This is a genomic window from Burkholderia pyrrocinia, from assembly GCF_003330765.1.
In the GTDB taxonomy this organism is placed as follows: Bacteria; Pseudomonadota; Gammaproteobacteria; order Burkholderiales; family Burkholderiaceae; genus Burkholderia; species Burkholderia pyrrocinia_B.
In genome coordinates this window covers 649347-671134 of record NZ_CP024902.1, presented here as the reverse complement: position 1 = coordinate 671134, position 21788 = coordinate 649347, and the positions used below count along the sequence as shown (strand labels likewise).

At 68.2% G+C, this 21788-nt stretch carries 22 protein-coding genes; 7 read left to right on the top strand and 15 right to left on the bottom strand.

The features are described from left to right. Positions 1-11 precede the first annotated feature (11 nt). On the bottom strand, positions 12-809 hold the full coding sequence (gene dapB, locus CUJ89_RS03195; protein ID WP_114176096.1) for a 4-hydroxy-tetrahydrodipicolinate reductase: 798 nt from the start codon (positions 807-809) through the stop codon (positions 12-14). 65 nt (positions 810-874) lie between these two features. Beyond that, positions 875-1693, bottom strand: coding sequence for an outer membrane protein assembly factor BamE (locus CUJ89_RS03190; protein WP_114176095.1), 819 nt, complete (start codon positions 1691-1693; stop codon positions 875-877). 142 nt (positions 1694-1835) lie between these two features. Here CUJ89_RS03190 and fur point away from each other — a divergent pair, with 142 nt between their 5' ends. Further along, on the top strand, positions 1836-2264 hold the full coding sequence (gene fur, locus CUJ89_RS03185) for a ferric iron uptake transcriptional regulator (protein WP_114176094.1): 429 nt from the start codon (positions 1836-1838) through the stop codon (positions 2262-2264). A gap of 155 nt (positions 2265-2419) precedes the next feature. Here the strand turns inward: fur and CUJ89_RS03180 are convergent, their stop codons facing one another. The 3 genes from CUJ89_RS03180 to CUJ89_RS03170 all read right to left on the bottom strand — a co-directional run bounded on the left by CUJ89_RS03180 (position 2420) and on the right by CUJ89_RS03170 (position 5443). After that, positions 2420-2944, bottom strand: coding sequence for an ureidoglycolate lyase (locus CUJ89_RS03180; RefSeq protein ID WP_114178469.1), 525 nt, complete (start codon positions 2942-2944; stop codon positions 2420-2422). Positions 2945-2958: 14 nt separating this feature from the next. Next, on the bottom strand, positions 2959-3966 hold the full coding sequence (gene alc, locus CUJ89_RS03175; RefSeq protein WP_114176093.1) for an allantoicase: 1008 nt from the start codon (positions 3964-3966) through the stop codon (positions 2959-2961). Positions 3967-4120: 154 nt separating this feature from the next. Beyond that, positions 4121-5443 (bottom strand): C4-dicarboxylate transporter DctA, encoded by a 1323-nt coding sequence (locus CUJ89_RS03170; RefSeq protein ID WP_114176092.1) that lies wholly within the window; start codon positions 5441-5443, stop codon positions 4121-4123. A 212-nt stretch (positions 5444-5655) separates the two neighbouring features. On the opposite strand from CUJ89_RS03170, the gene CUJ89_RS03165 reads away from it, so the two are divergent. Next, the gene (locus tag CUJ89_RS03165) at positions 5656-6378 is read left to right on the top strand and encodes a FadR/GntR family transcriptional regulator (protein WP_114176091.1); all 723 of its coding nucleotides are present in this window, start codon (positions 5656-5658) and stop codon (positions 6376-6378) included. Between the two features lie 29 nt (positions 6379-6407). Here the strand turns inward: CUJ89_RS03165 and cynR are convergent, their stop codons facing one another. Continuing rightward, positions 6408-7298, bottom strand: coding sequence for a transcriptional regulator CynR (cynR, locus tag CUJ89_RS03160; protein ID WP_114176090.1), 891 nt, complete (start codon positions 7296-7298; stop codon positions 6408-6410). Between the two features lie 310 nt (positions 7299-7608). On the opposite strand from cynR, the gene CUJ89_RS03155 reads away from it, so the two are divergent. Further along, entirely contained in the window at positions 7609-8808 is a 1200-nt protein-coding gene (locus CUJ89_RS03155) for an MFS transporter (RefSeq protein ID WP_114176089.1), read from the top strand. Positions 8809-8902: 94 nt separating this feature from the next. Here the strand turns inward: CUJ89_RS03155 and CUJ89_RS03150 are convergent, their stop codons facing one another. The 4 genes from CUJ89_RS03150 to CUJ89_RS03135 form a co-directional block, all read right to left on the bottom strand. Then, positions 8903-9961 (bottom strand): L-idonate 5-dehydrogenase, encoded by a 1059-nt coding sequence (locus CUJ89_RS03150; RefSeq protein ID WP_114176088.1) that lies wholly within the window; start codon positions 9959-9961, stop codon positions 8903-8905. Between the two features lie 10 nt (positions 9962-9971). After that, positions 9972-10928 carry a 2-hydroxyacid dehydrogenase gene (locus CUJ89_RS03145; RefSeq protein ID WP_114176087.1) on the bottom strand — a complete coding sequence of 319 codons (957 nt, stop codon included), beginning with the start codon at positions 10926-10928 and terminating at the stop codon, positions 9972-9974. A 69-nt stretch (positions 10929-10997) separates the two neighbouring features. Continuing rightward, the gene (locus CUJ89_RS03140) at positions 10998-12446 is read right to left on the bottom strand and encodes an MFS transporter (RefSeq protein WP_114176086.1); all 1449 of its coding nucleotides are present in this window, start codon (positions 12444-12446) and stop codon (positions 10998-11000) included. A gap of 126 nt (positions 12447-12572) precedes the next feature. Then, positions 12573-13346, bottom strand: a complete 774-nt coding sequence (locus CUJ89_RS03135) for an SDR family NAD(P)-dependent oxidoreductase (protein WP_114178468.1) — start codon at positions 13344-13346, stop codon at positions 12573-12575. Between the two features lie 151 nt (positions 13347-13497). On the opposite strand from CUJ89_RS03135, the gene CUJ89_RS03130 reads away from it, so the two are divergent. After that, the gene (locus CUJ89_RS03130; protein ID WP_114176085.1) at positions 13498-14385 is read left to right on the top strand and encodes a LysR family transcriptional regulator; all 888 of its coding nucleotides are present in this window, start codon (positions 13498-13500) and stop codon (positions 14383-14385) included. Between the two features lie 93 nt (positions 14386-14478). Here the strand turns inward: CUJ89_RS03130 and gap are convergent, their stop codons facing one another. Further along, complete coding sequence (gene gap / locus CUJ89_RS03125; RefSeq protein ID WP_114176084.1) at positions 14479-15489, bottom strand: type I glyceraldehyde-3-phosphate dehydrogenase; 1011 nt, start codon at positions 15487-15489, stop codon at positions 14479-14481. A gap of 87 nt (positions 15490-15576) precedes the next feature. Beyond that, positions 15577-17649 (bottom strand): transketolase, encoded by a 2073-nt coding sequence (gene tkt / locus CUJ89_RS03120; RefSeq protein ID WP_114176083.1) that lies wholly within the window; start codon positions 17647-17649, stop codon positions 15577-15579. A 217-nt stretch (positions 17650-17866) separates the two neighbouring features. Between tkt and speE the strand changes: the two genes are divergently transcribed. The 3 genes from speE (at position 17867) to CUJ89_RS03095 (ending at position 20243) form a co-directional block, all read left to right on the top strand. Beyond that, positions 17867-18724: a polyamine aminopropyltransferase gene (speE, locus tag CUJ89_RS03115; RefSeq protein WP_114178467.1), complete on the top strand. Its 858-nt coding sequence runs from the start codon at positions 17867-17869 to the stop codon at positions 18722-18724. A gap of 317 nt (positions 18725-19041) precedes the next feature. Beyond that, positions 19042-19458 carry a VOC family protein gene (locus tag CUJ89_RS03100; RefSeq protein WP_114176082.1) on the top strand — a complete coding sequence of 139 codons (417 nt, stop codon included), beginning with the start codon at positions 19042-19044 and terminating at the stop codon, positions 19456-19458. A 17-nt stretch (positions 19459-19475) separates the two neighbouring features. Next, positions 19476-20243 (top strand): 16S rRNA (uracil(1498)-N(3))-methyltransferase, encoded by a 768-nt coding sequence (locus CUJ89_RS03095; RefSeq protein ID WP_114178466.1) that lies wholly within the window; start codon positions 19476-19478, stop codon positions 20241-20243. A gap of 107 nt (positions 20244-20350) precedes the next feature. Here the strand turns inward: CUJ89_RS03095 and CUJ89_RS37960 are convergent, their stop codons facing one another. The 3 genes from CUJ89_RS37960 to CUJ89_RS03085 form a co-directional block, all read right to left on the bottom strand. Next, positions 20351-20500 carry a hypothetical protein gene (locus CUJ89_RS37960; protein ID WP_201752322.1) on the bottom strand — a complete coding sequence of 50 codons (150 nt, stop codon included), beginning with the start codon at positions 20498-20500 and terminating at the stop codon, positions 20351-20353. 80 nt (positions 20501-20580) lie between these two features. Next, positions 20581-21144 (bottom strand): barstar family protein, encoded by a 564-nt coding sequence (locus CUJ89_RS03090; RefSeq protein WP_114176081.1) that lies wholly within the window; start codon positions 21142-21144, stop codon positions 20581-20583. Between the two features lie 15 nt (positions 21145-21159). Next, the gene (locus CUJ89_RS03085; RefSeq protein ID WP_114176080.1) at positions 21160-21591 is read right to left on the bottom strand and encodes a ribonuclease; all 432 of its coding nucleotides are present in this window, start codon (positions 21589-21591) and stop codon (positions 21160-21162) included. Positions 21592-21788: the final 197 nt, after the last annotated feature.

Sequence of the window (21788 nt, the reverse complement as noted above, 5' to 3'; positions counted from 1 at the left end):
TCCCCGTTGTGTCAGCGCAGGCCGAGCACGTCCTGCATGTCGAACAGGCCGGCGCCGCGCGCCGACAGGAAGCGGACCGCGCGCAACGCGCCCTGCGCGTACGACACGCGGCTCGACGACTTGTGCGTGATCTCGATGCGCTCGCCGATCCCGGCGAACAGCACGGTGTGGTCGCCGACGATGTCGCCGCCGCGCACCGCGGCAAAGCCGATCGTGGACGGATCGCGCTCGCCCGTCACGCCGTGGCGGCCGTACACCGCGCAATCGTCGAGCGAGCGGCCGAGCGCGCCGGCGACGGCTTCGCCCATCATCAGCGCGGTGCCCGACGGCGCGTCGACCTTGTGGCGGTGATGCGCCTCGATGATCTCGATGTCGTAGCCGTGCGAGAAATGCTTCGCCGCGAATTCGAGCAGCTTCAGCGTGACGTTCACGCCGACGCTCATGTTGGCCGCGAACACGATGCCGATCCTGGCCGCAGCGGCCTGCAATTCGGCCTTCTGCTCGGCGGTGAAGCCGGTCGTGCCGATCACGAGCTTCACGTCGTGGCGCAGCGCGGCCTCGATGTGCGCGATCGTGCCTTCCGGGCGCGTGAAATCGATCAGGTAGTCGGCCTGCGCGAACACGGCATCGAGGTCGTCGGTCAGCTTGACCCCGGTTTCCTTGCCGAGGAACGCACCGGCGTCCTGGCCGAGGAACGGCGAATCGGCGCGGTCGAGCGCGCCGACGAGCTGCGCGTCGGAATCGTTGAGAACGGCTTCGATCAGCATCCGGCCCATTCGGCCCGATGCGCCGGCAATCGCAATCTTCATGGCTTTCTACACGACAGGTCTAAAGGCGGGCGGCGCATGCCGCCCTGTTTCCGCACGCCGGCCGCTTACTGCGGCTGGGCCGGCACGGTGAGCGGCTGGTTCTGCAGCGTGTCCGAGCCTTGCGGGCCGACCGGCGGCGACGTCTCGTTCGACACGTTCGGCTGCGGCGGACGATGGAACTGGAATTGCGGCTGGATCGCCGGCGCCGCGCCCGGCGGCTGGCCGCCCGGCACCGGCGCGCCGCCGGAAGCCTGCGTGGACGGCGCGAACCGGCGTGCGTTCGACCCCTGACCCGACACCTGGTTGGTCGCGCGGTTCGCCGCGCGTGCGGCCTGCGCGTTCGCATCCTGGTCGACCACCGCGCCGGACGCCGGCACGACGGACGGGCTTGCGACGGCCTCCGGCGCAGCCGCGCTCGCCGCTTGCGCGGCGCTCGCGGCAGCAGCCTCGGAAGCGGCCTTCGCCGCCGCGGCCGCCTTCGCCTTCCTGCCACCACGGTCGCCGTCGATGTCGGCCAGCAGGTCGAGCTCGGAAGGCAGGTTGTCGGCGCCCGTCCAGCTCACGAGGCGGTCACCCGAGAAGGTCAGCACGAGGTCGCGCTGCTGGACGATCGACGTCGAGCCGCGCTTGAAGTAGAAGAGGTAATCCCAGCGATCGGCGTGGAACATGTCCGCGAGCAGCGGCGTGCCGATCAGCGCGCGGACCTGCTCGCGCGTCATTCCGGCCTGCAGCTGCGCGGCTTTCTCCTGCGACACGAAGTTGCCCTGCACGACGGTGATCCGATAGGGCGTGATGCTCTGCGCGATGCGCTGCGTCACGCTGTCGTACGACGAACAACCAGCCAGCGCGGCAACGGCGGCGGCAGCGATGATGGCACTCCGCATGCGACTCCTCTGAAAGTGCGAAAGCGATTCTGGGATCATTTCCTTCACCGTGCTGGCCCGCTTCGCGGGCCGCGCGTGTATCTGGAACGGCGAAAAGCCGGTAACATTGAAGCCCTGCATTGTACTCTAGGGACGCCTAGCCATGACCAATCCGACGGATCTCAAGAATATCGGGCTAAAGGCCACCCTACCGCGCCTCAAGATTCTCGAGATCTTCCAGCAAAGCCCGGTGCGCCACCTGACGGCCGAAGACGTCTACCGGAACCTGCTCAACGAGCAGCTCGACATCGGGCTCGCCACCGTCTACCGCGTGCTCACGCAGTTCGAGCAGGCCGGCCTGCTCACGCGCAGCAACTTCGAATCCGGCAAGGCCGTGTTCGAACTGAACGAAGGCTCGCACCACGACCACCTCGTGTGCCTCGATTGCGGCCGCGTCGAGGAATTCTTCGACGCCGAGATCGAGGGCCGCCAGCAGTCGATCGCGAAGGAGCGCGGCTTCCGGCTCCAGGAGCACTCGCTCGCGATGTACGGTTCCTGCACGACCGAGAACTGCCCGCACCGCAAGCACTGAATCGCGCCACCCGCGCACGAAGCACGGCCCGGCCGGCATCTCGCCGCCCGGGCCGTCTTCTTTTTGGGGATCGTGCCGCGCGCCGCGCGCGAGCCAGCCGGAACGCCGACGAAAGCCCTTCGGCGCCGCGAACCGGACGCCGGCCGGGTGCCGCGTCAGGCCTCGCTCGCGCAGGCTGGCTCGAACTCGAGCGCCCACGCGCGGTCGAGCGGGATCTCGTCGCAGTTCGGCTGCGGGCCGCCGCGATCGACGATCACGAAATCGCTGACCGCGTCGAGCGCGAGCAGCGGATGGTGCCAGACGCCCTTCGCGTAATTCACGCCCTGCCAGCCTTCGGCCAGGAACGCGCGCATCGCGTCGGGCCGGAATTCGCCGGCCGGCGCGACGACGATCGCGTAGCGCGACACGGCCGCGAGCGGGATGAAAGCCTGGCTGCCGTGCGGATGGCGCTCCATCAGCGTGACCGCGACCGGCAGCGCGCGCGGCTGCGCGCGAAACACGCTGACGAGCGGCCGGCCGCCGTCCGCGCAGACGTCGATCGTCGCGAGATCGTGGAAACGCTCGGTCGTACCGCCATTGATCGGGAAATGCCGCGCGCCTTCGAGCGCGATCACGTCGCCGAACGGCGCGAACGCTTCGCGGGTCAGACGCTCGACGCGCAGGATGTGTGGTCCGCTCATGCCATTGCCCTCCTTCAAGCCGGCTCGCCCCACAGACGCAGGCGCGACACGCCGCCGTCCGGGAAGATGTTGAAACGCACATGCGTGACGGGGCCGAGCGCCGCGAGCTGGTCGAACGTATGGACATGGTCCATCGACAGCTTCTGCTCGCCGAGCAGTTCGGCCCAGAACATCGCCTGCGTGACGAGCGAATCGTCGGTGCCGCCCGCGACCCGCGCGGCCTGCAGCGAGCAGCGGTCGGGGAAATTGCCCTTGAAGAACGCCGTATCGACCTCGACGCGCCGGATGATGCCCGGCCGCGCGAGCGCGACGATCGCCCAGTCGTTGCCGGGCTCGCGGCGCCGCCGCGTTTCCCAGCCGTCGCCCATGTTCGCGCCGCGTCCCGGCATCAGCATCTGCGATGCCGGGCCGAAGTGCTGGTTGTTCGCGGCCACCAGATAGCCGCCGTTCTCGATCGCCGCGAGATCGACGAGTTCGCCGGCCGGCACGTGGCGCCAGTCGCGCTGCGGCTGGCCGTATACGCGCAGCCGCGCCAGCCCGCCGTCCGGATACAGGTTCACGCGCAGGTGCGTGACCGGCTGCGCGTCGTCGACGCTCACGTAGTGATGCGAATTGCCCTGCAGCGTCGTCGCGGGGACGATCGTGCGCCACTCGGCGTCGTCGGACGGCGTGTCGCCGTCGGCGACGCACGCGTCGATCGACGCGGCCGGCGGGAAGTTGCCGGTGAAGTGGCTCGTATCGAGATCGACGCCGTGGATCACGCCCGGCCGCGCGAGCCGGACCACGCAGAAGTCGTGGCCGGTCGTGCGCTTGCGGCGCGTTTCCCAGCCGTCCATCCACTTGCCGTGGTCGTCGTACTTGCCGGGAATGAACACGGCCGGCTCGGGATTCAGCATGCGCTCCTTCGGCGCGAAGAATTCGTCGCTGGCGAAGAGCGCCTGCGCGCCAAGGCGCGGGTCGGCGAGGTTCATGTAGCGCCGCGTAAACGCCGGCGCGTTCGGATCGAGAATGGGGGCTGCCATATTGTCTCCTGTCGATGGGAGTTAGCGCTTTAGCGCTTACTCCCATCCCATGCAAAGCAATTGGTGATGAAGCACCGGCGCATCGAGGCGCCGGTCACATGTCGATCGATCGCGCGGAACAGCCGGGGCAAAACCGTCCCGCGCGGGGTCGCGCTCAGAGCGCGTGGGCCTGGTCGCCGGCGATCGGCGCCGCGTTGCCTTCCTCTTCGGCCGGCACGTAGCGCAGCTCGCGGTTCAGCACGCGCTTCGCGCGGGCGCGGTCGATGTCGTTCTCCCACACCGCCACGACCACCGTTGCAACGCAGTTGCCGATCAGGTTGGTCACCGCGCGGGCGATGCCGACGAACCAGTCGACCGGCAGGATCAGCACGAGGCCGAGCACCGGAATCGCCGGGATCGCCGACAGCGTCGCCGCGAGGATCACGATCGCCGAACCCGGGATGCCGTGCGCGCCCTTCGACGTGACGAGCGACACGAGCAGCACGACGATCAGGTCATGCGTCGACAGCGGCGTGTTGGTGGCCTGCGCGATGAACAGCACGGCAAGCGTCAGGTAGATCGAGAAGCCGTCGAGGTTGAACGAATAGCCGGTCGGAATCACGAGGCCGACCGTCGAATCCTTGATGCCCATGTATTCGAGCTTGCGCATCACCTGCGGCAGCACCGCATCCGACGACGCCGTGCCGAGCACGATCGACAGTTCCTCGCGCAGGTAGCGGATCAGCTTGAACACCGAGAAGCCCGCGAGCCGCATCACCGCGCCGAGCACGACCGCGACGAACACGAAGCAGCTCAGGTAGAACACGGCGACGAGGTAGCCTAGCTGCTTGAGCGACGAGACGCCGTACTTGCCGGTCGTGAACGCGATCGCGCCGAGCACGCCGAGCGGCGCGAGCTTGATGATGAAGCCGATGATCCGGAAGAACACGTGCGACAGTTCCTCGATCAGCGAGTTGACGCGCTGCGCCTTGTCGCCGAGCAGCGACAGCGCGGAACCGAACAGCACCGCGAACACGAGGATCTGCAGGATGTCGCCCTTCGCGAACGCGTCGATCGCGGTCTCGGGGATGATCTTCATCAGGTAGCCGGCCGTGTCCTTCAGGCTTTCGGCGTTCTTCGCGTAAGACGCGAGCGACGACGCGTCGAGCGAGCGCAGGTCGATGTTCATCCCGACGCCCGGGCGCGTGAGCCACGCGAGGATAAGGCCGATGCCGAGCGCGAGCGTCGTCATCACCTCGAAGTAGACGATGGCCTTCAGGCCGACCCGGCCGACCTTCTTCAGGTCGCCCGCGTTGGCCATCCCGCTGACCACGACGCAGAACACGATCGGACCGATGACCATCTTGATGAGCTTCAGGAAGCCATCGCCGAGCGGTCGCAACGACTCGGCGAAATGCGGGAAGAACGCGCCTAGCGCGACCCCCAGGATCAATGCGACAACTACTCGGCCAAACAGCGAATTGAGGAATTTCGACACGGTGCTCTCCCGATCCAACGGTTGCAGTTTCGTCTGTTCATACTGGTAAGACCAGTGATGTTATGGTGGATAGTAGGAAGCCGATATAGTGACGTCAAGGACGAACGAAATAGGGATTTCCCGCCCCTCCGCATGCGTCCGGCGGCACCGAAACCGGGCCCGATCGTGGCTTACCCGTAGTGCGGTCATGCACCGCGCATGTGCGGATTACAATGCTGGTCAGACCGGCCATCGTTCACATCATGAAAAATGTTCCGCATACCGTGACCGACGCCGCCATCGCGACGATCCGCGACCGGATCGAGGCAGGCGTGTATCCGGTCGGCAGCCTGCTGCCGGCCCAGCGCCAGCTCTCCGAGGAGCTGGAGATCAGCCGCGCGTCGCTGCGCGAGGCGCTGTCGACGCTCGAGGCGCTCGGGATGCTGCGCATCCGCGCGGGCAAGGGCGTGTACGTCGAAAGCGCGCAGGCAACGGCCGCGCACGCATGGCGGTTCGCCGAGCAGTCGTCGCCGCCCGACACGTACCAGATGCGCTACGCGCTGGAAGGGTTCGCCGCGCGGATGGCCGCGCGCGTCGTCAGCGACACCGACATCGCATGGTTCGAGGATAACCTCGCCGAGCTGCACGTCGCGCTGACCGAGAGCGCGCTCGACGAGGCATCGCAGCTCGACTTCGACTTCCACATGCGGATCATCCATCTCGCCGGCAACGCGGCGATCGAATCGGTCCTGCGCAGCAGCGCGGACATCATGAAGGAAAGCCAGCGCATGCCGTTCTACCGGCGCGAGCTGCTGCTGTCCACATGGCATGAGCACCGCGCGATCGTCGACGCGCTGATCGCGCGCGATGCGGCCGCCGCGGGCACGGCGATCGAAACGCACATCGCAAACGCCGCGCAGCGCGCGGGCATCTTCTTCCCGACACCGGGCGCGTAGCAGTCCGGGCGGCCGCCCGGTCGTACCGGTCAACCTCCCGACGGATCGCGATACGCAAGCGCGCGCTCGATGAACGCGCGCGCCGCGACGCTGCGATAGGCGCCCTTGCGCGTCAGCAGCGCGGCCGTGCGCGTCGGCAGCGGCGGATCGATCTCCAGCGCGCACAGATCGCCGCTCTCGCGCGCGACCGCGTCGGGCAGCACCGTCGCGAGCCGGCCGCATCGCACGAGCTCCAGCACCGCGCTGATCGTATTCGTTTCGATCGCGATCTTCGGCTGCGCGCCATGCTCGATGAAATACCGGTCGATGCTCTCGCGCGTCGCGAACGCGCGGCTCAGCAGCACCAGCGGCTCGCCGCCGAGTTCGGCCGGCGTCAGCGCGCGGCGGCGCCGCGCGAGCCGATGCGTGCGCCCCGTCACGAGCGCGAGCGGCTCGTCCCACAGCGGCAGCGCGTCGATGTCCGGCGCGCGCGGCGGCACGAACGCGAAGCCCGCGTCGAGCCGGTCGTCGGCGAGCAGCGCCTCGATGCGCTCCTGCGGCATCGCGTCGATCGTCAGCGCGACGTTCGGATAATCGGCATGGAACGCATCGATCAGCGAGCCGCTCAGGTAGGCCGCAAAGGTCGGCATCATCGCGAGCCGCAGCGACCCGCTGCCGAGATCGGCGACGTCGTGCAGCGCGCGCTGGCCCGTGTCGAGCTCGTGCAGCGCGGCACGCGCGTGACGCGCATAGACCTCGCCGAATTCGGTGAGCTGCACCGTGCGGCCCGAGCGATCGAACAGCTGCACGCCGAGCGTTTCCTCGAGCTGGCGGACCTGCTGCGACAGCGTTGGCTGCGACACGTGCAGCGCGTCGGCCGCGCGCGTGAAACTGCGCTGCTCGGCGACGGCCAGGAAATAGCGGATATGGCGGAGAAGCATCGCGGCCAACGTATTGGTTTTGCCAATGGATACCATAACAACCCAGTCTTGGACGCTATGGTTCGATTCCCGCATCATACGCACATCCGTTCCGGTACACCGCGCTTGGCCGCACCGGAGCGGCACGCCCGGGCCCGCCCTGCTCCGCCCGCCGCACGACGATCCGCCGCCCGCCCGACCCTGGCGCCGGCCGCGATCCGCCCGGCGCGCATCGGTTCACCGCCGATCTGTTGACGCCGGCCCCGATTTCCGTCACCCCGCGCAGCCGACGGCCCCATGCCGCCGGTCGGCGCCGCTGTTTTTCGCGATCATGAAGCCGCATCACGACACCCATCCTCCCCTGACCCGCGGCATGACGCTGCTGTTCGCCTGCGCTTGCGGCATCGTCATCGGCAACATCTATTACGCGCAGCCGCTGCTCGCCGCGATCGCGCGCAGCTTCGGACGCTCGCCGACCGAGCTCGGCTATCTCGTCACGCTGACGCAGCTCGGCTATGCGGCGAGCCTGCTGCTGATCGTCCCGCTCGGCGACGCGGTCAACCGCCATACGCTGATCGTGCGACTGCTGATGCTCAACGTCGTCGCGCTGGTCGCGGTCACATTCAGCACGAACTTCACGATGTTCGTCGTCGCGAACGTCGCGGTCGGCTTCGTCACGTGTTCGACGCAGCTGCTCGTGCCGTTCGCGGCGTCGCTCGCCGACGCGCGCTCGCGCGGCCGCGCGGTCGGCACCGTGATGAGCGGATTGCTGCTCGGCATCCTGCTCGCACGCGTCGCGGCCGGCGCGATCGCCGACGGGTTCGGCTGGCGTGCGGTGTATGGCATCGCCGCGGTGATGGTGCTCGGGCTGACCGGCGTGCTCGCCGTGAAGCTGCCGAAGGATCGCCGCGACACGCGCGTCGACTATGCGGTGCTGATGAAGTCGCTCGTCGCGCTGGTGCGCTCGCAACCGCTGATCGCGCTGCGCTCCACGTACGGCGCACTCGTGTTCGCCTGCTTCAGCCTGCTGTGGACAGGCCTCACGTTCCTGCTGAGCCAGCCGCCGTACAGCTATTCCGAAGGGCAGATCGGCCTGTTCGGCATCGTCGGCGCGGTGGGCGCACTCGCGGCGACATCGGCCGGCCGGCTGGTCGATCGCGGGCACGGCAATGCCGCGACGGGGCTGTTCGCAGCGGCCGTGCTCGCGTCGTTCGCGCTGATCGCGACCGGCGCGCACTCGCTCGCGGCGCTGATCGCGGGCATCCTGCTGCTCGACGTCGGCGTGCAGGGCATGCACATCTCGAACCAGAGCGTGATCTATGCGCTGGCCGGCAACGCGCGCAGCCGCGTGACGACGATCTACCTGACGAGCTACTTCATCGGCGGTGCGTTCGGGTCGTTCGCGGCGAGCGTCGCCTACGGCGTCGACGGCTGGCGCGGCGTATGCGTCGCAGGCGCGGCGCTCGCGGGCGTGCTGATCGCGCTGTGGCTCGCATCGCAGCGCGTCGGCGTGCGGCAGGTCACGCAGTAATCCGTTTCCGGGCCGCCAAGAAAAAGGCACGCCGCGCGAACCGCGGGCGTGCCTTTCTTGCTTGCCTGCGCCGTCGTGCGGTGTCGCCTGACGATCAGGCGGCCTCGCCCGCGAAATCGATCAGCACCTTCATCGCGCGCTGCCGGTCGCCGGCCAGTTCGAACGCCAGGTTCGCGTCGCGCATCGGGAACACGCGCGTCACGGCCGGCCGCAGGTCGACGCGCCCCGCGTTGATCAGCTGCACCGCGAGCGCGAATTCCGCATGGAAGCGGAACGATCCGCAGATCGACAACTCCTTCGCGACCACGACGTTCTGCGGCAGGCTGACGTCGCCGCCGAGCCCGAGCTGCACGACGACACCGCGCGGACGCATCACGTCCAGCCCGTCGCGCAGCGCGCGCGCATTGCCCGAACACTCGATCATCACGTCGAACGTGCCCTTGTCGGCGCCGTAGCGCGCGACCCATCCGGCATCGGTCGCCGCATTGATCGTGCGGTCGGCGCCGAGCGCGCGGGCAACGTCCAGCGGCGCATCGAGGATGTCGGTCGCGACGATCTCCGCCGCGCCGTGCACGCGCGCCGCCGCGACCGCAAGCACGCCGATCGGCCCGCACCCCGACACGAGCACGCGCTTGCCGATCAGCGGGCCCGCGCGCGACACCGCATGCAGCCCGACCGCGAACGGCTCGGCGAGCGCCGCGAGCGACAGCGGCACGTGATCGGCGACCGTCACACACTGCGCCGCGTCGCACACGAGCGCATTGCGAAACGCGCCCTGCACGTGCGGCATCCGCATCGCGCTGCCGTAGAAGCGCATGTCGAGACACTGGTTCGGCAGGCCTTCGAGGCAGTAGCGGCACGCGCCGCACGGCCGGCTCGGATTGACCGCGACGCGGTCGCCGACCTGCACCGAGGTCACGCCCGGCGCGACCGCCGCGACCGTGCCGGCAACCTCGTGGCCGAGCACCATCGGCTGCTGCAGCCGGATCGCGCCGAAGCCGCCATGCCGGAAGTAATGCAGGTCGGAGCCGCAGATGCCGCCCATCGCGACATCGACGCGCACCTGGCCCGGGCCGATCTCGCCCGCGTCCTGCTCTTCGAGCCGCAGGTCGTTCGGCCCGTGGATCACGACACACATGCAACGCATACGCATGACAGCCTCCTCAAACGACCGGCGTGAGCAGCAGCTCGCCGGCGAAGTGCGCAGCCAGGTTGCCGCGCACGAGCCAGCCCATCGCCTCGCGCGTCTCGATCGTGCCGCTCGCATGATGCGGCTGCAGCAGCACGTTCGGCAACGCGAGGAAACGCGGGTCGATGCGCGGTTCGTTCCAGAACACGTCGAGCGCGGCGCCGGCGATCGCGCCACGTTCGAGCGCGTCGAGAAGCGCGGGCTCGTCGACGGTGGTGCCGCGCGACACGTTCACGAGATAACCACGCGGCCCGAGCGCGTCGAGCACGGCCGCGTCGACCAGGTGGCGCGTCGACGGCCCGCCCGCGAGCGTGACGATCAGCAGGTCGCACCAGCCGGCCAGCTCGGCCAGGTCGCCGAAGAAGCGGTGCGGGCTGTCCGCGCGCGGCGCGACGTCGAAATAGCCGAGCTCGACGTCGAAGCCGGACAGCCGGCGCGCGAGCGTCGCACCGATCCGGCCGAAACCGACCACGCCGACGCGCTTGCCGTAGAGCCGCGTGACGAGCGGCATGTCGCCGTCGCGCCACGCGCCCGAACGCACGTACGCGTCGCCGGCGCCGATCCGGCGCATCATCGCGAGCGCGAGCCCGACGCCGAGGTCGGCGACATCGCCGGTCAGCACGTCGGGCGTGTTCGTTACGCGAATGCCGCGCTCGCGCGCGGCGGCGAGATCGATCGCATCGGTGCCGACGCCGTAGCACGCGATGATCTCGAGCTTCGGCAGCGCGGCAATCAGCGTGGCATCGGCGCCGAGGTCACCGCGCGTCGCGATCGCGCGCACGCCGGCACCCTGTTCGGCGAGGAACGCCGCGCGGTCGGCGGCCTCCCATAGCCGGTGTACGTCGTAGCCGGCCGACAGCCATGCGTCGTCCCACGGCTGGTAAGGGCCCGTCATCAGCAACTCGGGCCGGTGGGTCGATTCGTGCGCCATCTGCGCTTGCTCCTGTCGAAGTGAGTTGAATGCGAAAGCGTGCCGGGCCGCATCAGCTGCCCGGCCCGTTCATGCGTGCCGCGCGAGCGGATCGGCGTCCGGTGCCGGCGCCGCCTGCGCCGCATCGAGCGGGTCGTCGAGATCGCGGTTCAGCGTTTCCGGCATCCGCGACGTCGTGAACAGCGTGATCAGCGTCAGCAGCGCCAGATACGCGGCGATCGGCACCCATGCGCGCACGCCGGCCGCGTGGTCGCCACCGTGCATCGCGATCACGGTCGCGATGATCGTTGCGCCGACCAGCGGCGCGATCCCGCCCGCGAGCACGGCCGACACTTCGCGCGAGAACGACACGCCCATGTAGCGATGGCGCGCGCCGAACAACTCGGGCAGCAGCGCGGCCTGCGCGCCGAGCATCCCCCAGTTCGCGAAGCCTTGCGCGACCGAGATCGCAACGACGCTCGCGACCACGTTCCCCTGGCTGAAGATCCACCACACCGGGAACGCGAGCGCGAGTTGCAGCCACGCGAACGTGCGATACACGCGTACGCGGCCGAAGCGGTCGCTCAGCCGGCCCGCCAGCGGCACCGTGCACGCGCCGACGGTCGCCGCGCACACCAGCGCGAGCGCGCCGATCGGCCCCTTCATCCCGATCACGCCCGCGAGATAGCTGACGGCGAGCGCCTGGTAGATCGACGAGCCGCCGTTCTCTGCCATCCGCAGGCCGATGCCGATCAGCAGCGTGCGCTTCGAATGCCGGACCGCGCTCTTCAGCGGATTCGCCGAGACCTGCGCGCGCTTCTCGAGCCGCACGAAGGTCGGCGACTCGTGCAGCCGCACGCGCATGTAGAACCCGACCGCGACGATCACCGCGCTGAGCAGGAACGGCACGCGCCAGCCCCAGCCGTCAGTGACGCGGTCGATGTTCGCAAGCAGCAGGAAATAGACGGCAGCCGCGAGCACCGTGCCGAGCTGGATGCCGAGAAACGGCAGCGATGCATAGAAGCCGCGCTTGCCCGGCGGCGCGTATTCGGTCATCAGCACCGCGGCGCCGGCCTGCTCCGCGCCGGCACCGAGGCCCTGCAGGATGCGCAGCAGCACGAGCAGCGCGGGCGCCCAGTAGCCGGCCGTCGCGAAGGTCGGCAGCGCGCCGATCAGCGTGCTGGCGACGCCCATCAGCAGCACCGTCGCGGTCAGCACGAACTTGCGGCCGATCCGGTCGCCGAGCACGCCGAACACGACGCCGCCGAGCGGGCGCACGGCGAAGCCGACGAAGTACGTGCCGAAGCTCGCGATCAGCCGCATCTCCGCGGTTTGCCCGGGAAAGAACAGCGGCCCGAAGACCAGCGCCGATGCGAGCGTGTACAACGCGAAATCGTAGTATTCGAGCGCGCTGCCGAGCGAGCAGGTCCACGCCGCGCGGTTGAGCTGCTTCGTGTCGACGCCGCGGCGCTCGACGGTCTCGCCCGGCACGCCGGACACTGCATCGTGCCGCGCGAGCGGCGGGGAAGTGCGATCCATCGTTGTCTCCTGTCTCCTGCTTCCGTTCCGGAACCCGGCGCTATGCGCGCCGGGACATTGGCCCGCTCGTGCGGCGGGCTCTTCTGGGAATTCGGATGCCGGCCGAAGCCGGCGGCGCGCCGCCGCTCAGACGGCGCTGGTCAGCCCGCCGTCGACGAACAGCGTCTGGCCGTTCACGAAATCGGACGCGGCCGACGCGAGGAAGATCGCCGCGCCGCACAGCTCGTCGACGCGCCCCCAGCGGCCGGCCGGCGTGCGCTTGCACAGCCAGTCCGAGAACGCCGCGTCGTCGACCAGCGCGCGATTGAGTTCGGTCTCGAAATAGCCGGGCGCGAGGCCGTTCGCCTGGATGCCGTGGCGCGCCCAGTCGGCGCACATCCCTTTCGTCAGCATCCGCACCGCGCCCTTCGTCGCCGCATACGGCGCGATCGACGGACGCGCGAGCTCGCTCTGCACCGAGCAGATGTTGATGATCTTCCCGTGGCCGCGCGCGATCATGTGACGCGCGACGGCCTGCGCGACGTTGAACACGCCGTCGAGATTCACGCGCATCAGCGCATGCCAGTCGTCGGGTTCGAATGCGTCGAGCGGCGCGCGGCGCTGGATGCCCGCGTTATTGACGAGGATGTCGATCGCGCCGACGCGCGCCTCGAAATCGTCGATCGCCGCGCGTACCTGCGCGTGCTCGGCGACGTCGAACACCGCGTGGTCGGCCGCGAAGCCTTCCTCGCGGAAATGGCGCGCGAGCGTCGCGGCCTTCTCCTCATTGCGATCGTTGATGACGATCGCCGCGCCGGCTTCCGCGAGCCCGCGGGCGAGCGTCAGCCCGATCCCGCGTCCGGAACCCGTGATCAATGCGCGGCGGCCGTCGAGGCGGAACCGGTCAAGCGCGTTCGTCATGCATGTCTCCTCGTGCCAGTGGAGCCGGCTGCCCGTCGCGGCCGGTCTCGTGTTGACGGTATCTTCGGCTTCCGGCCGGGCACCGCGCCAATGGTCTTTTTTGATCCGGTTATCATGAAATATGATTACCGATCTCGCCTGCCCGCCGCCCATGGAACTCAAGCAATTGCGCGCCTTCGTCACGCTCGCGGAAGAGCTGCATTTCGGGCGCGCCGCGCAGCGCCTGTTCATCGTGCAGCCCGCGCTGAGCATGCAGATCAAGGCGCTCGAGGAGGAACTGGGGGCGCGCCTGTTCGAGCGCGACCGACACAAGGTCGAACTGAGCGACACGGGGCGCGTGCTCCTGCCCGAAGCGCGGGCCACGCTGCAGCAGGCCGCGCGCGCGGAACAGATGGCGCGGCTGTCGAGCCGCGGCGAGATCGGCACGCTGCGGATCGCATTCGTGTCGTCGGTGCTGCCCACGCTGCTGCCGGCCGTGCTGCGCATGATGCGCGAGCGCTATCCGCTGATCGCGCTCGAACTGAAGGACATGCCGACGCCCGACCAGATCGCCGCGCTGCGCGACCGCCGGATCGATTTCGGGATGATCCGGCTGCCGGCCGCGTATGCGGGCATCGACACGCGCGTGGTGCTCGAGGAAGGCTTCGTCGTCGCGCTGCCGCCCGATCATCCGCTCGCCGCCCACGACGCGATCCCGCCGGCCGCACTGCGCGGCCAGCCTGCGTTCGTGCTCGCGCGCCGCTACGCGCCCGGCTTTCACGACGACATGCTGCTCGCGCTGAGCCGCGCGGGCACGACGCTCGAGATCGCGCAGGAGTTCGGGGAATTCACGACGATGCTCGCGCTCGTCGCTGCCGGCATGGGAATCGGGCTGATCCCGGCGGAAGCCGCCAGCGCGCTGCCGCCGAACGTGCTCGCGCGACCGCTCGACCTGGCCGGGCACCGGACCGGCATCGGCCTTGCATGGACCGACCTCGACAGCCCGCTGAAGCGCGCATTCGTCGACGCGCTCGAACAGGTGACGGCGGACCGGCAATAACGCATTCGGGACAATAAAAAAGCCCGGCCGGAAAACCGGGCCGGGCTCGTTCGCCGCGCGTGCCGCCTTGCGGCGGCCGCGCAACGTGCGGGATTACTTCGCGTTCGCGAACGCGACAGCCGTATCCAGCATGCGGTTCGAGAAACCCCACTCGTTGTCGTACCAGCTCGACACCTTGACGAGGCGGCCCGACACCTTGGTCAGCGTCGCATCGAACGTCGACGAAGCCGGATTGTGGTTGAAGTCGATCGACACCAGCGGCGCCTCGTTGTAGCCGAGGATGCCCTTCAGCGCGCCTTCCGACGCTTCCTTCATGATCGCGTTGACTTCCTCGACCGTCGTGTCGCGCTTGGCGATGAACGACAGGTCGACGATCGACACGTTGATCGTCGGGACGCGGATCGCGTAACCGTCGAGCTTGCCGTTCAGTGCCGGCAGCACCAGGCCGACGGCGGAAGCCGCGCCCGTCTTCGTCGGGATCTGGCTGTGCGTGGCCGAACGCGCGCGACGCAGGTCTTCGTGATAGACGTCCGTCAGCACCTGGTCGTTCGTGTACGCGTGGATCGTCGTCATCAGGCCGGTTTCGAGGCCGATCTTGTCGTTCAGCGGCTTGACGAGCGGCGCGAGGCAGTTCGTCGTGCACGATGCGTTCGAGATGACGGTGTGCTCGGCCTTCAGCACGTTGTGGTTCACGCCGTAGACGATCGTCGCGTCGACGTCCTTGCCGCCCGGCGCCGAGATGATCACCTTCTTCGCGCCGCCCTTCAGGTGCGCGCTCGCCTTTTCCTTGGTCGTGAAGAAGCCCGTGCATTCCATCACGACGTCGACACCCAGCTCGCCCCACGGCAGTTCGGCCGGGTTGCGGTTGGCCAGCACGCGGATCTTGTCGCCGTTCACGACGAGGTAGTCGCCGTCGACCGTCACTTCGCCCGGGAACTTGCCGTGCGCGGTGTCGTACTGGGTCAGGTGCGCGTTGGTCTTCGCATCGCCCAGGTCGTTGATCGCGACGATCTCGAGATCGTGCTTCTTGCCGTTTTCATAGAACGCGCGCAGCGTGTTGCGGCCGATGCGGCCGTAGCCGTTGATTGCGACGCGAATCGTCATGGTCTATCTCCTGATGGCTGAAAAAATTCGTTTCGTGCAGCTTCACGGTGCGACGCACGCGAGGGGTGGCGCGCGTCGCGAATGCATTCAGGCCAGCACGGCCTTCGCGGTTTCGACAACGTGCTCGACGGTGAAGCCGAAGTACTTGAACAGCACGCCGGCCGGCGCCGATTCGCCGAACGTGTCGATCCCGACGACGCCGCCTTCGAGGCCGACGTACTTGTGCCAGAAGGCGGTCACGCCGGCTTCGATCGCGACGCGGCGCACGCCGTGCGGCAGCACGCGTTCGCGGTATTCGGCGTCCTGGCGGTCGAACACGTTGGTCGACGGCATCGACACGACGCGGGCCGCGATGCCCTGCTGCGCGAGCGGCTCGACGGCCTTCATCGCGAGCTCGACTTCCGAGCCCGTCGCGATCAGGATGATCTTGCGCGCGACGATCTCTTCGTCCCAGTCCTTCAGCACGTAGCCGCCCTTCTCGATGTTGGCGATCTGCGAGTCGGTGCGCGGGTTGAACGCGAGGTTCTGGCGGCTGAAGATCAGGCTCGACGGACGATCCGCTGCGACCGCGTGGGTCCACGCGACGGCCGTCTCGACCGTGTCGGCCGGACGCCACACGTCGTGGTTCGGGATCAGGCGCAGGCTCGACACGTGCTCGACCGACTGGTGCGTCGGGCCGTCTTCGCCGAGACCGATCGAGTCGTGCGTGAACACGAAGATCGACGGCAGCTTCATCAGCGCGGCCACGCGCAGCGCGTTGCGGCTGTAGTCGGAGAACGTCAGGAACGTGCCGCCGAACGGCTTGTGGCCGCCGTGCAGCGCGAGGCCGTTGATCGCGGCGCTCATGCCGAATTCGCGCACGCCGTAGTTGATGTGGTTGCCGAGCAGCACGCCCGCGCCTTCAGGATTCGCGCGGACCGCCTTCGAGGCCTTCCAGTTGGTCAGGTTCGAGCCGGTCAGGTCGGCCGAGCCGCCGAGCAGCTCGGGCAGCGCGGCGGCCAGCCCTTCGATCGCCTGCTGCGACGCCTTGCGGGTCGCGACCGTCTCGGCGCGCTCGTTCGCGCCGGCGATGATCGCCGCAGCCTTCTGGGCCCAGTCGGCCGGCAGTTGGTTGGCCATGCGGCGCTCGAATTCGGCCGCTTCCGCCGGGAACTTCGCACGATATTGCGCGAACGTCGCGTCCCAATCGGACTCGGCGCGCTTGCCGGCTTCCTTCGCATCCCATGCCGCATAGACTTCCTGCGGAATCACGAACGGCTCCCACTTCCAGCCGAGCGCTTCGCGCGTCTTCGCGATTTCTTCCGCGCCGAGCGCCGCGCCGTGCACGTCGTGGCCGCCGGCCTTGGTCGCCGCGCCCTTGCCGATCACCGTCTTGCAGCAAATCATCGTCGGCTTGTCCGACAGCTTCGCCTTCGCGATCGCCGCGTCGACCGCGTCGACGTCATGGCCGTTCACGTTCGGGATCACGTTCCAGCCGTACGCCTCGAAGCGCTTCGGGGTGTCGTCGTGGAACCAGTTCACGACGTCGCCGTCGATCGAAATGCCGTTGTCGTCGTACAGCGCGATCAGCTTGTTCAGCTTCAGCGTGCCGGCGAGCGAGCAGGCTTCGTGCGAGATGCCTTCCATCAGGCAGCCGTCGCCGAGGAACACGTACGTGTGGTGATCGACGATCTTCGCGCCGTCACGGTTGAACTCGTCGGCCATCAGCGCTTCGCCGAGCGCCATGCCGACCGCGTTCGCGAGACCCTGGCCAAGCGGGCCCGTGGTCGTCTCGACACCCGGCGTGATCCCGTATTCCGGGTGGCCCGGCGTCTTCGAGTGCAGCTGGCGGAAGTGCTTCAGCTCTTCCATCGGCAGGTCGTAGCCGGTCAGGTGCAGCAGCGAATACAGCAGCATCGAGCCATGGCCGTTCGACAGCACGAAGCGGTCGCGGTCTGCCCAGTGCGGGTTCGTCGGGTTGTGCTTCAGATGGCGCGACCAGAGCGCGACGCCGATTTCGGCCATGCCCATCGGCATGCCGGGGTGGCCGGAATTCGCTTGCTGGACGGCGTCCATCGCGAGCGCACGGATCGCGTTGGCCATCAGGGTGGTAGAGGCGGGAGACGAAGTCGTCATGTCGAGTCCGGAGAACGAGTCGAGGAAACGGGGGCACGGCGGCATCCGGAAGCTCGAGCGTCAATCGTTCCCGGCGCGCGATGCGGCGCCTGACGGACGCGAAGCGGACGGAGCCTACGGACGGGGCTGCAAAGCTCGTCATTTTAACAGATGGGCCGACATTTCCCTTGTCGGCGCATCGTGTTCCGGCACGGTTTTCCGCCAAACCGCGCGCCTCCTATAATTCAGACGTCAGAACCGACTGCCCTCCGTGGCCCGCCCCGTGAGCACCACGCTACTTTTTCACCCGACTCCCGACGCCACTTACGGCTTCCCGAATGCCCGGCGGCTGGCGCGCGTCGCGTCCCCGCACCAGCAGATCGAAGTCTGGGAAACCCCGCAGCTCGGCCGCCTGTTCACGCTGGACGGCCAACCGATGACGTCGGTCGGCGACGAGTACGTCTATCACGAGTGCATGACGCACCCGGCTGCGCTCGCGCATCCGTCGCCCCGGAAGGCGCTCGTGCTCGGCGGCGGCGACGGCGGCGCGGCGCGCCAGTTGCTCAAGCACGCGTGCATCGAGCGGATCGTCGTCGCGGAACTCGACGACGAGGTGATCGGGATGGCGCGTCGTTATCTCGACGACGTGCACCAGGGCGCGCTCGACGACCCGCGCGTCGAGGTCGTGATCGGCGACGCCGCGCATTTCGTCGAGTCGACCGTCGAGCATTTCGATCTCGTCGTATTCGACCTCACGCCGCCCGATTCGCCGGCGGCCGGCCTCTATACGCGCGCGTTCTACGCGCGGCTCAAGCGGATTCTCACGCCGTGCGGCGCGATCTCGCTGCACCTCGGCTCGCCGGTGTTCCACGCATCGCGCATCGCCGCGCTGCTCGACGACCTGCGCGCGAGCTTCGCGGTCGTCGATCCGCTGTCCGCACACGTGCCGCTGTACGGCTCGCAGTGGCTGATGGCGATCGCGAGCGACACGCTCGATGCGGCCGCGCTGTTCGCGCACGACATCGACGAACGGCTCGCCGCCCGGCACGTCCAGGGCTTGCGCTACTACGACGCGCGGCTGCATGCGTCCCTCTTTGCCCTGCCGCACGCACTGCGCGATACACTGGGCGTTCGCCGCTGAGCGTCCGGGCGGCCGCATCGCTCCGGTTTTCCATCGCGGCTTCGCAGGATTCGTCGTGCGAAGCGCGGGACCGGAACGCCCCGGACGCAGCGCTGCCACTCTGAACGAACGCCGATGCACGGGATCAGAGCAAGCGCTGAAGCGCCAACACTGTTCGACCGCGAAGCATGGGAACAGAGTAAGCGCTAAAGCGCCAACACTGTTCGACCGCGAAGCATGGGAACAGAGTAAGCGCTAAAGCGCCAACACTGTTCGACCGCGAAGCATGGGAACAGAGTAAGCGCTAAAGCGCCAACACTGTTCGACAGGAGATTTTCATGACCGATCCACGTCCGGCCAACGTGCCTTGGTTGACGCCCTACCTGGCCGTACGCAACGCGCGCGCGGCCATCGATTTCTTCAAGGCCGCATTCGGCTTCGAGCTGCGCGACGTGCACGACGAGGACGGCGCGATCATGCACGTCGAAATGGCCTATCACGGCCAGCTGATCGTGATGTTCGCGCCCGAGGGCGCGTTCGGCTCGACCGCGCTCACGCCGAAGCGCGCGAACGCCATCGCACCGCAATCGTTCTATCTGTATGTCGACGACGTCGACGCAACCTGGCAGCGGGCGCTCGACGCGGGCGCGAAATCGCTGACCGCGCCGCAGGACCAGTTCTGGGGCGACCGGTTCGCGCAGATCGAGGATCTCGACGGCTACCGATGGGCGCTCGCGCGCCGTCTCGACACATGAGCGAAACCGCCACACGCATGAACGAAGCCACCACCACCGCGGCCGTGCCGCGCTTTTTCGTCGACGCGGCACTGCGCGCCGACGCCACGCTCGCGCTGCCGGCCGACGTCGCGCGCCACGTGCAGGTGCTGCGCCTGCAGCCCGGCGACGTGCTCGCGCTGTTCGACGGCACGGGCGGCCAGTACCGCGCACGGCTCGTCGAGATCGACAAGCGCAGCGCGATCGTGCAGATCGACGCATTCGAACCGGCCGAGGCCGAGCCGCCCTACCGCGTGACGCTCGCGCAAGGGATCGCCGGCGGCGACAAGATGGACTGGGTAATCGAGAAGGCCGTCGAACTCGGCGTCGCGGCGGTCGTGCCGCTGTCGACCGCGCGCGGCGTCGTGAAGCTCGCGGGCGAACGCGCGGACAAGCGCGTCGCGCACTGGCGCGGCGTCGTGCGCGCGTCGTGCGAACAATGCGGGCGCAACCGTGTGCCCGACGTCGCGCCGGTACTCGGCTTCAACGCGTGGCTCGATGCGCTGCCGGTCACGCCGGCCGACGGCGAACTGCGGCTGCTGCTGTCGCCGCGTGCGAGCATCCCGTTTGCGTCGCTGCCCGACACGCCGCCCGCTGCACCCGTCACGCTGCTGATCGGGCCTGAAGGCGGGCTGTCGCCCGACGAGGAAAACGCGGCGCGCGCGCACGGGTTCACCGCGCTGTCGCTTGGGCCCCGCGTGCTGCGCACCGAGACGGCCGGCGCGGCCGTGCTCGCCGCGCTCGCGGCGCGCTGGGGCGGGTGGTGATGCCACGGCCGTGCCGCCGCACCAGGCTGCACGGCGCTTCGCAGCACGCACGGCGTCCGGCCATGACGTGACTCGCGGCCGGCATCCGCGCATGAATACGTCGCGTTTCAGGGCTGCTGCTTGTCTCGCGACGCCTTGTGCGGCATCGAATCGGACAACGTGGCGAGGACCGGCGTCAACACGTCTTGCGGGCTTCCAGTCATCCAGTCGCCGTTCAGGCTGTAAAGGTCGATCTTGCCCGTCACGGGACGCGTCATCGGCATCGCGAAACGCACGGACGCAAAAAAGCCCGCTCGAAGCGGGCTTTTCGCCGGACCGGCCGCTGGCCGATTCGCGCTTACGCGAACGAGTAGAACACGCGGAACGCGACCTTGCGCTCGGCCCAGAACTCGGACGCCTCGCGGAACACGTCGAGCAGCGTCTCGCGCCCTTCCTTGTCGAATTTCTGCGCGATCGGCAGCCCTTCGAGGACGATCACGAAACCGGGCTGTGCGCCGGCCTTCGCGACGAGGTCGGTCAGGCAGTCGTACAGCGCGTCGTAGTTCTTCCCGAAATGCTTCGGGAACAGGAACGACGTCGCGATCGTTTCCATCACTTCCTGTTTCGACTGCGCGGCGCCGCAATACGCGTACAGGAAGTGCTGGCCAAGCCGGCTGGCTTCGTCGGCGAGATCCTGCACGCGGAACGCGCGGATCGACTGCACGAGATTGGGTCGCACGGTCGTGAAAAGGCTCATAGGCTCCTCGTTCGATGAAAGCCCGGGCTCGGCTTCCTGCTGTTCCGGTGCGGTGACGGCCTGTGCCGCCGCGTGCAGTTGGATCACGCGCTGAAACAGATTGCCGTCGCCGGCCGCGAACAGTTCCGCCGCCGCCGTGTCGTGCGCGTAGATGGAGTCGCTCATACGTTCATCCCGAAGTCATTCAACAATACGTTTAAAACTGCTGTAGTGGTCGTCTGTGAAATAACAGTTGTCGATCCGCCGCAATGGCCCGCCGCACACGATCCGTCGCGCGCCGCGATTGCGTGCGCGCGGCGTCGGCACCGTGTATTCATGGTAGTAGCCGCGCTTCGCCTTCGGCAGGATCCGCTCGCGGTTGCCGAACACGACGCCGTCTTTCTCGTACGGATAGGGGCCGCCGGCGCCGATCAGGCCCAGCGTGGTCACGGCCTCGCGTGGAAGACGGGCGGTCGGGACCGTATCGAGCCCGCTGGCGGCCACGTCGGCCGAAACGGCCTGCCGTGCGTAGGCGGCGGAAACCAGACTGCCCGTCGGCGTGCCGACGATACCCATCGCGAACATCGCGAAGACGGACGCGAGCGCGCCGTTGCGGAGCCACTTGCGTGCCATGAACCAGGGTTCCCGCTGTTAAATCAAGTAGTTGACGACCAGCAAAGGCGTTAGCGTAGCGTTATTGGCCGCGCGAATCAATGTCCGTTTGGGAATCGAAAGGCCGACGATACGCCGAATCGCGCATTTCTTACCGAAATTACACTACATTTATCTTACATAGGATAAAATAAAAGCAGCATCTCTCGAATGGCAAG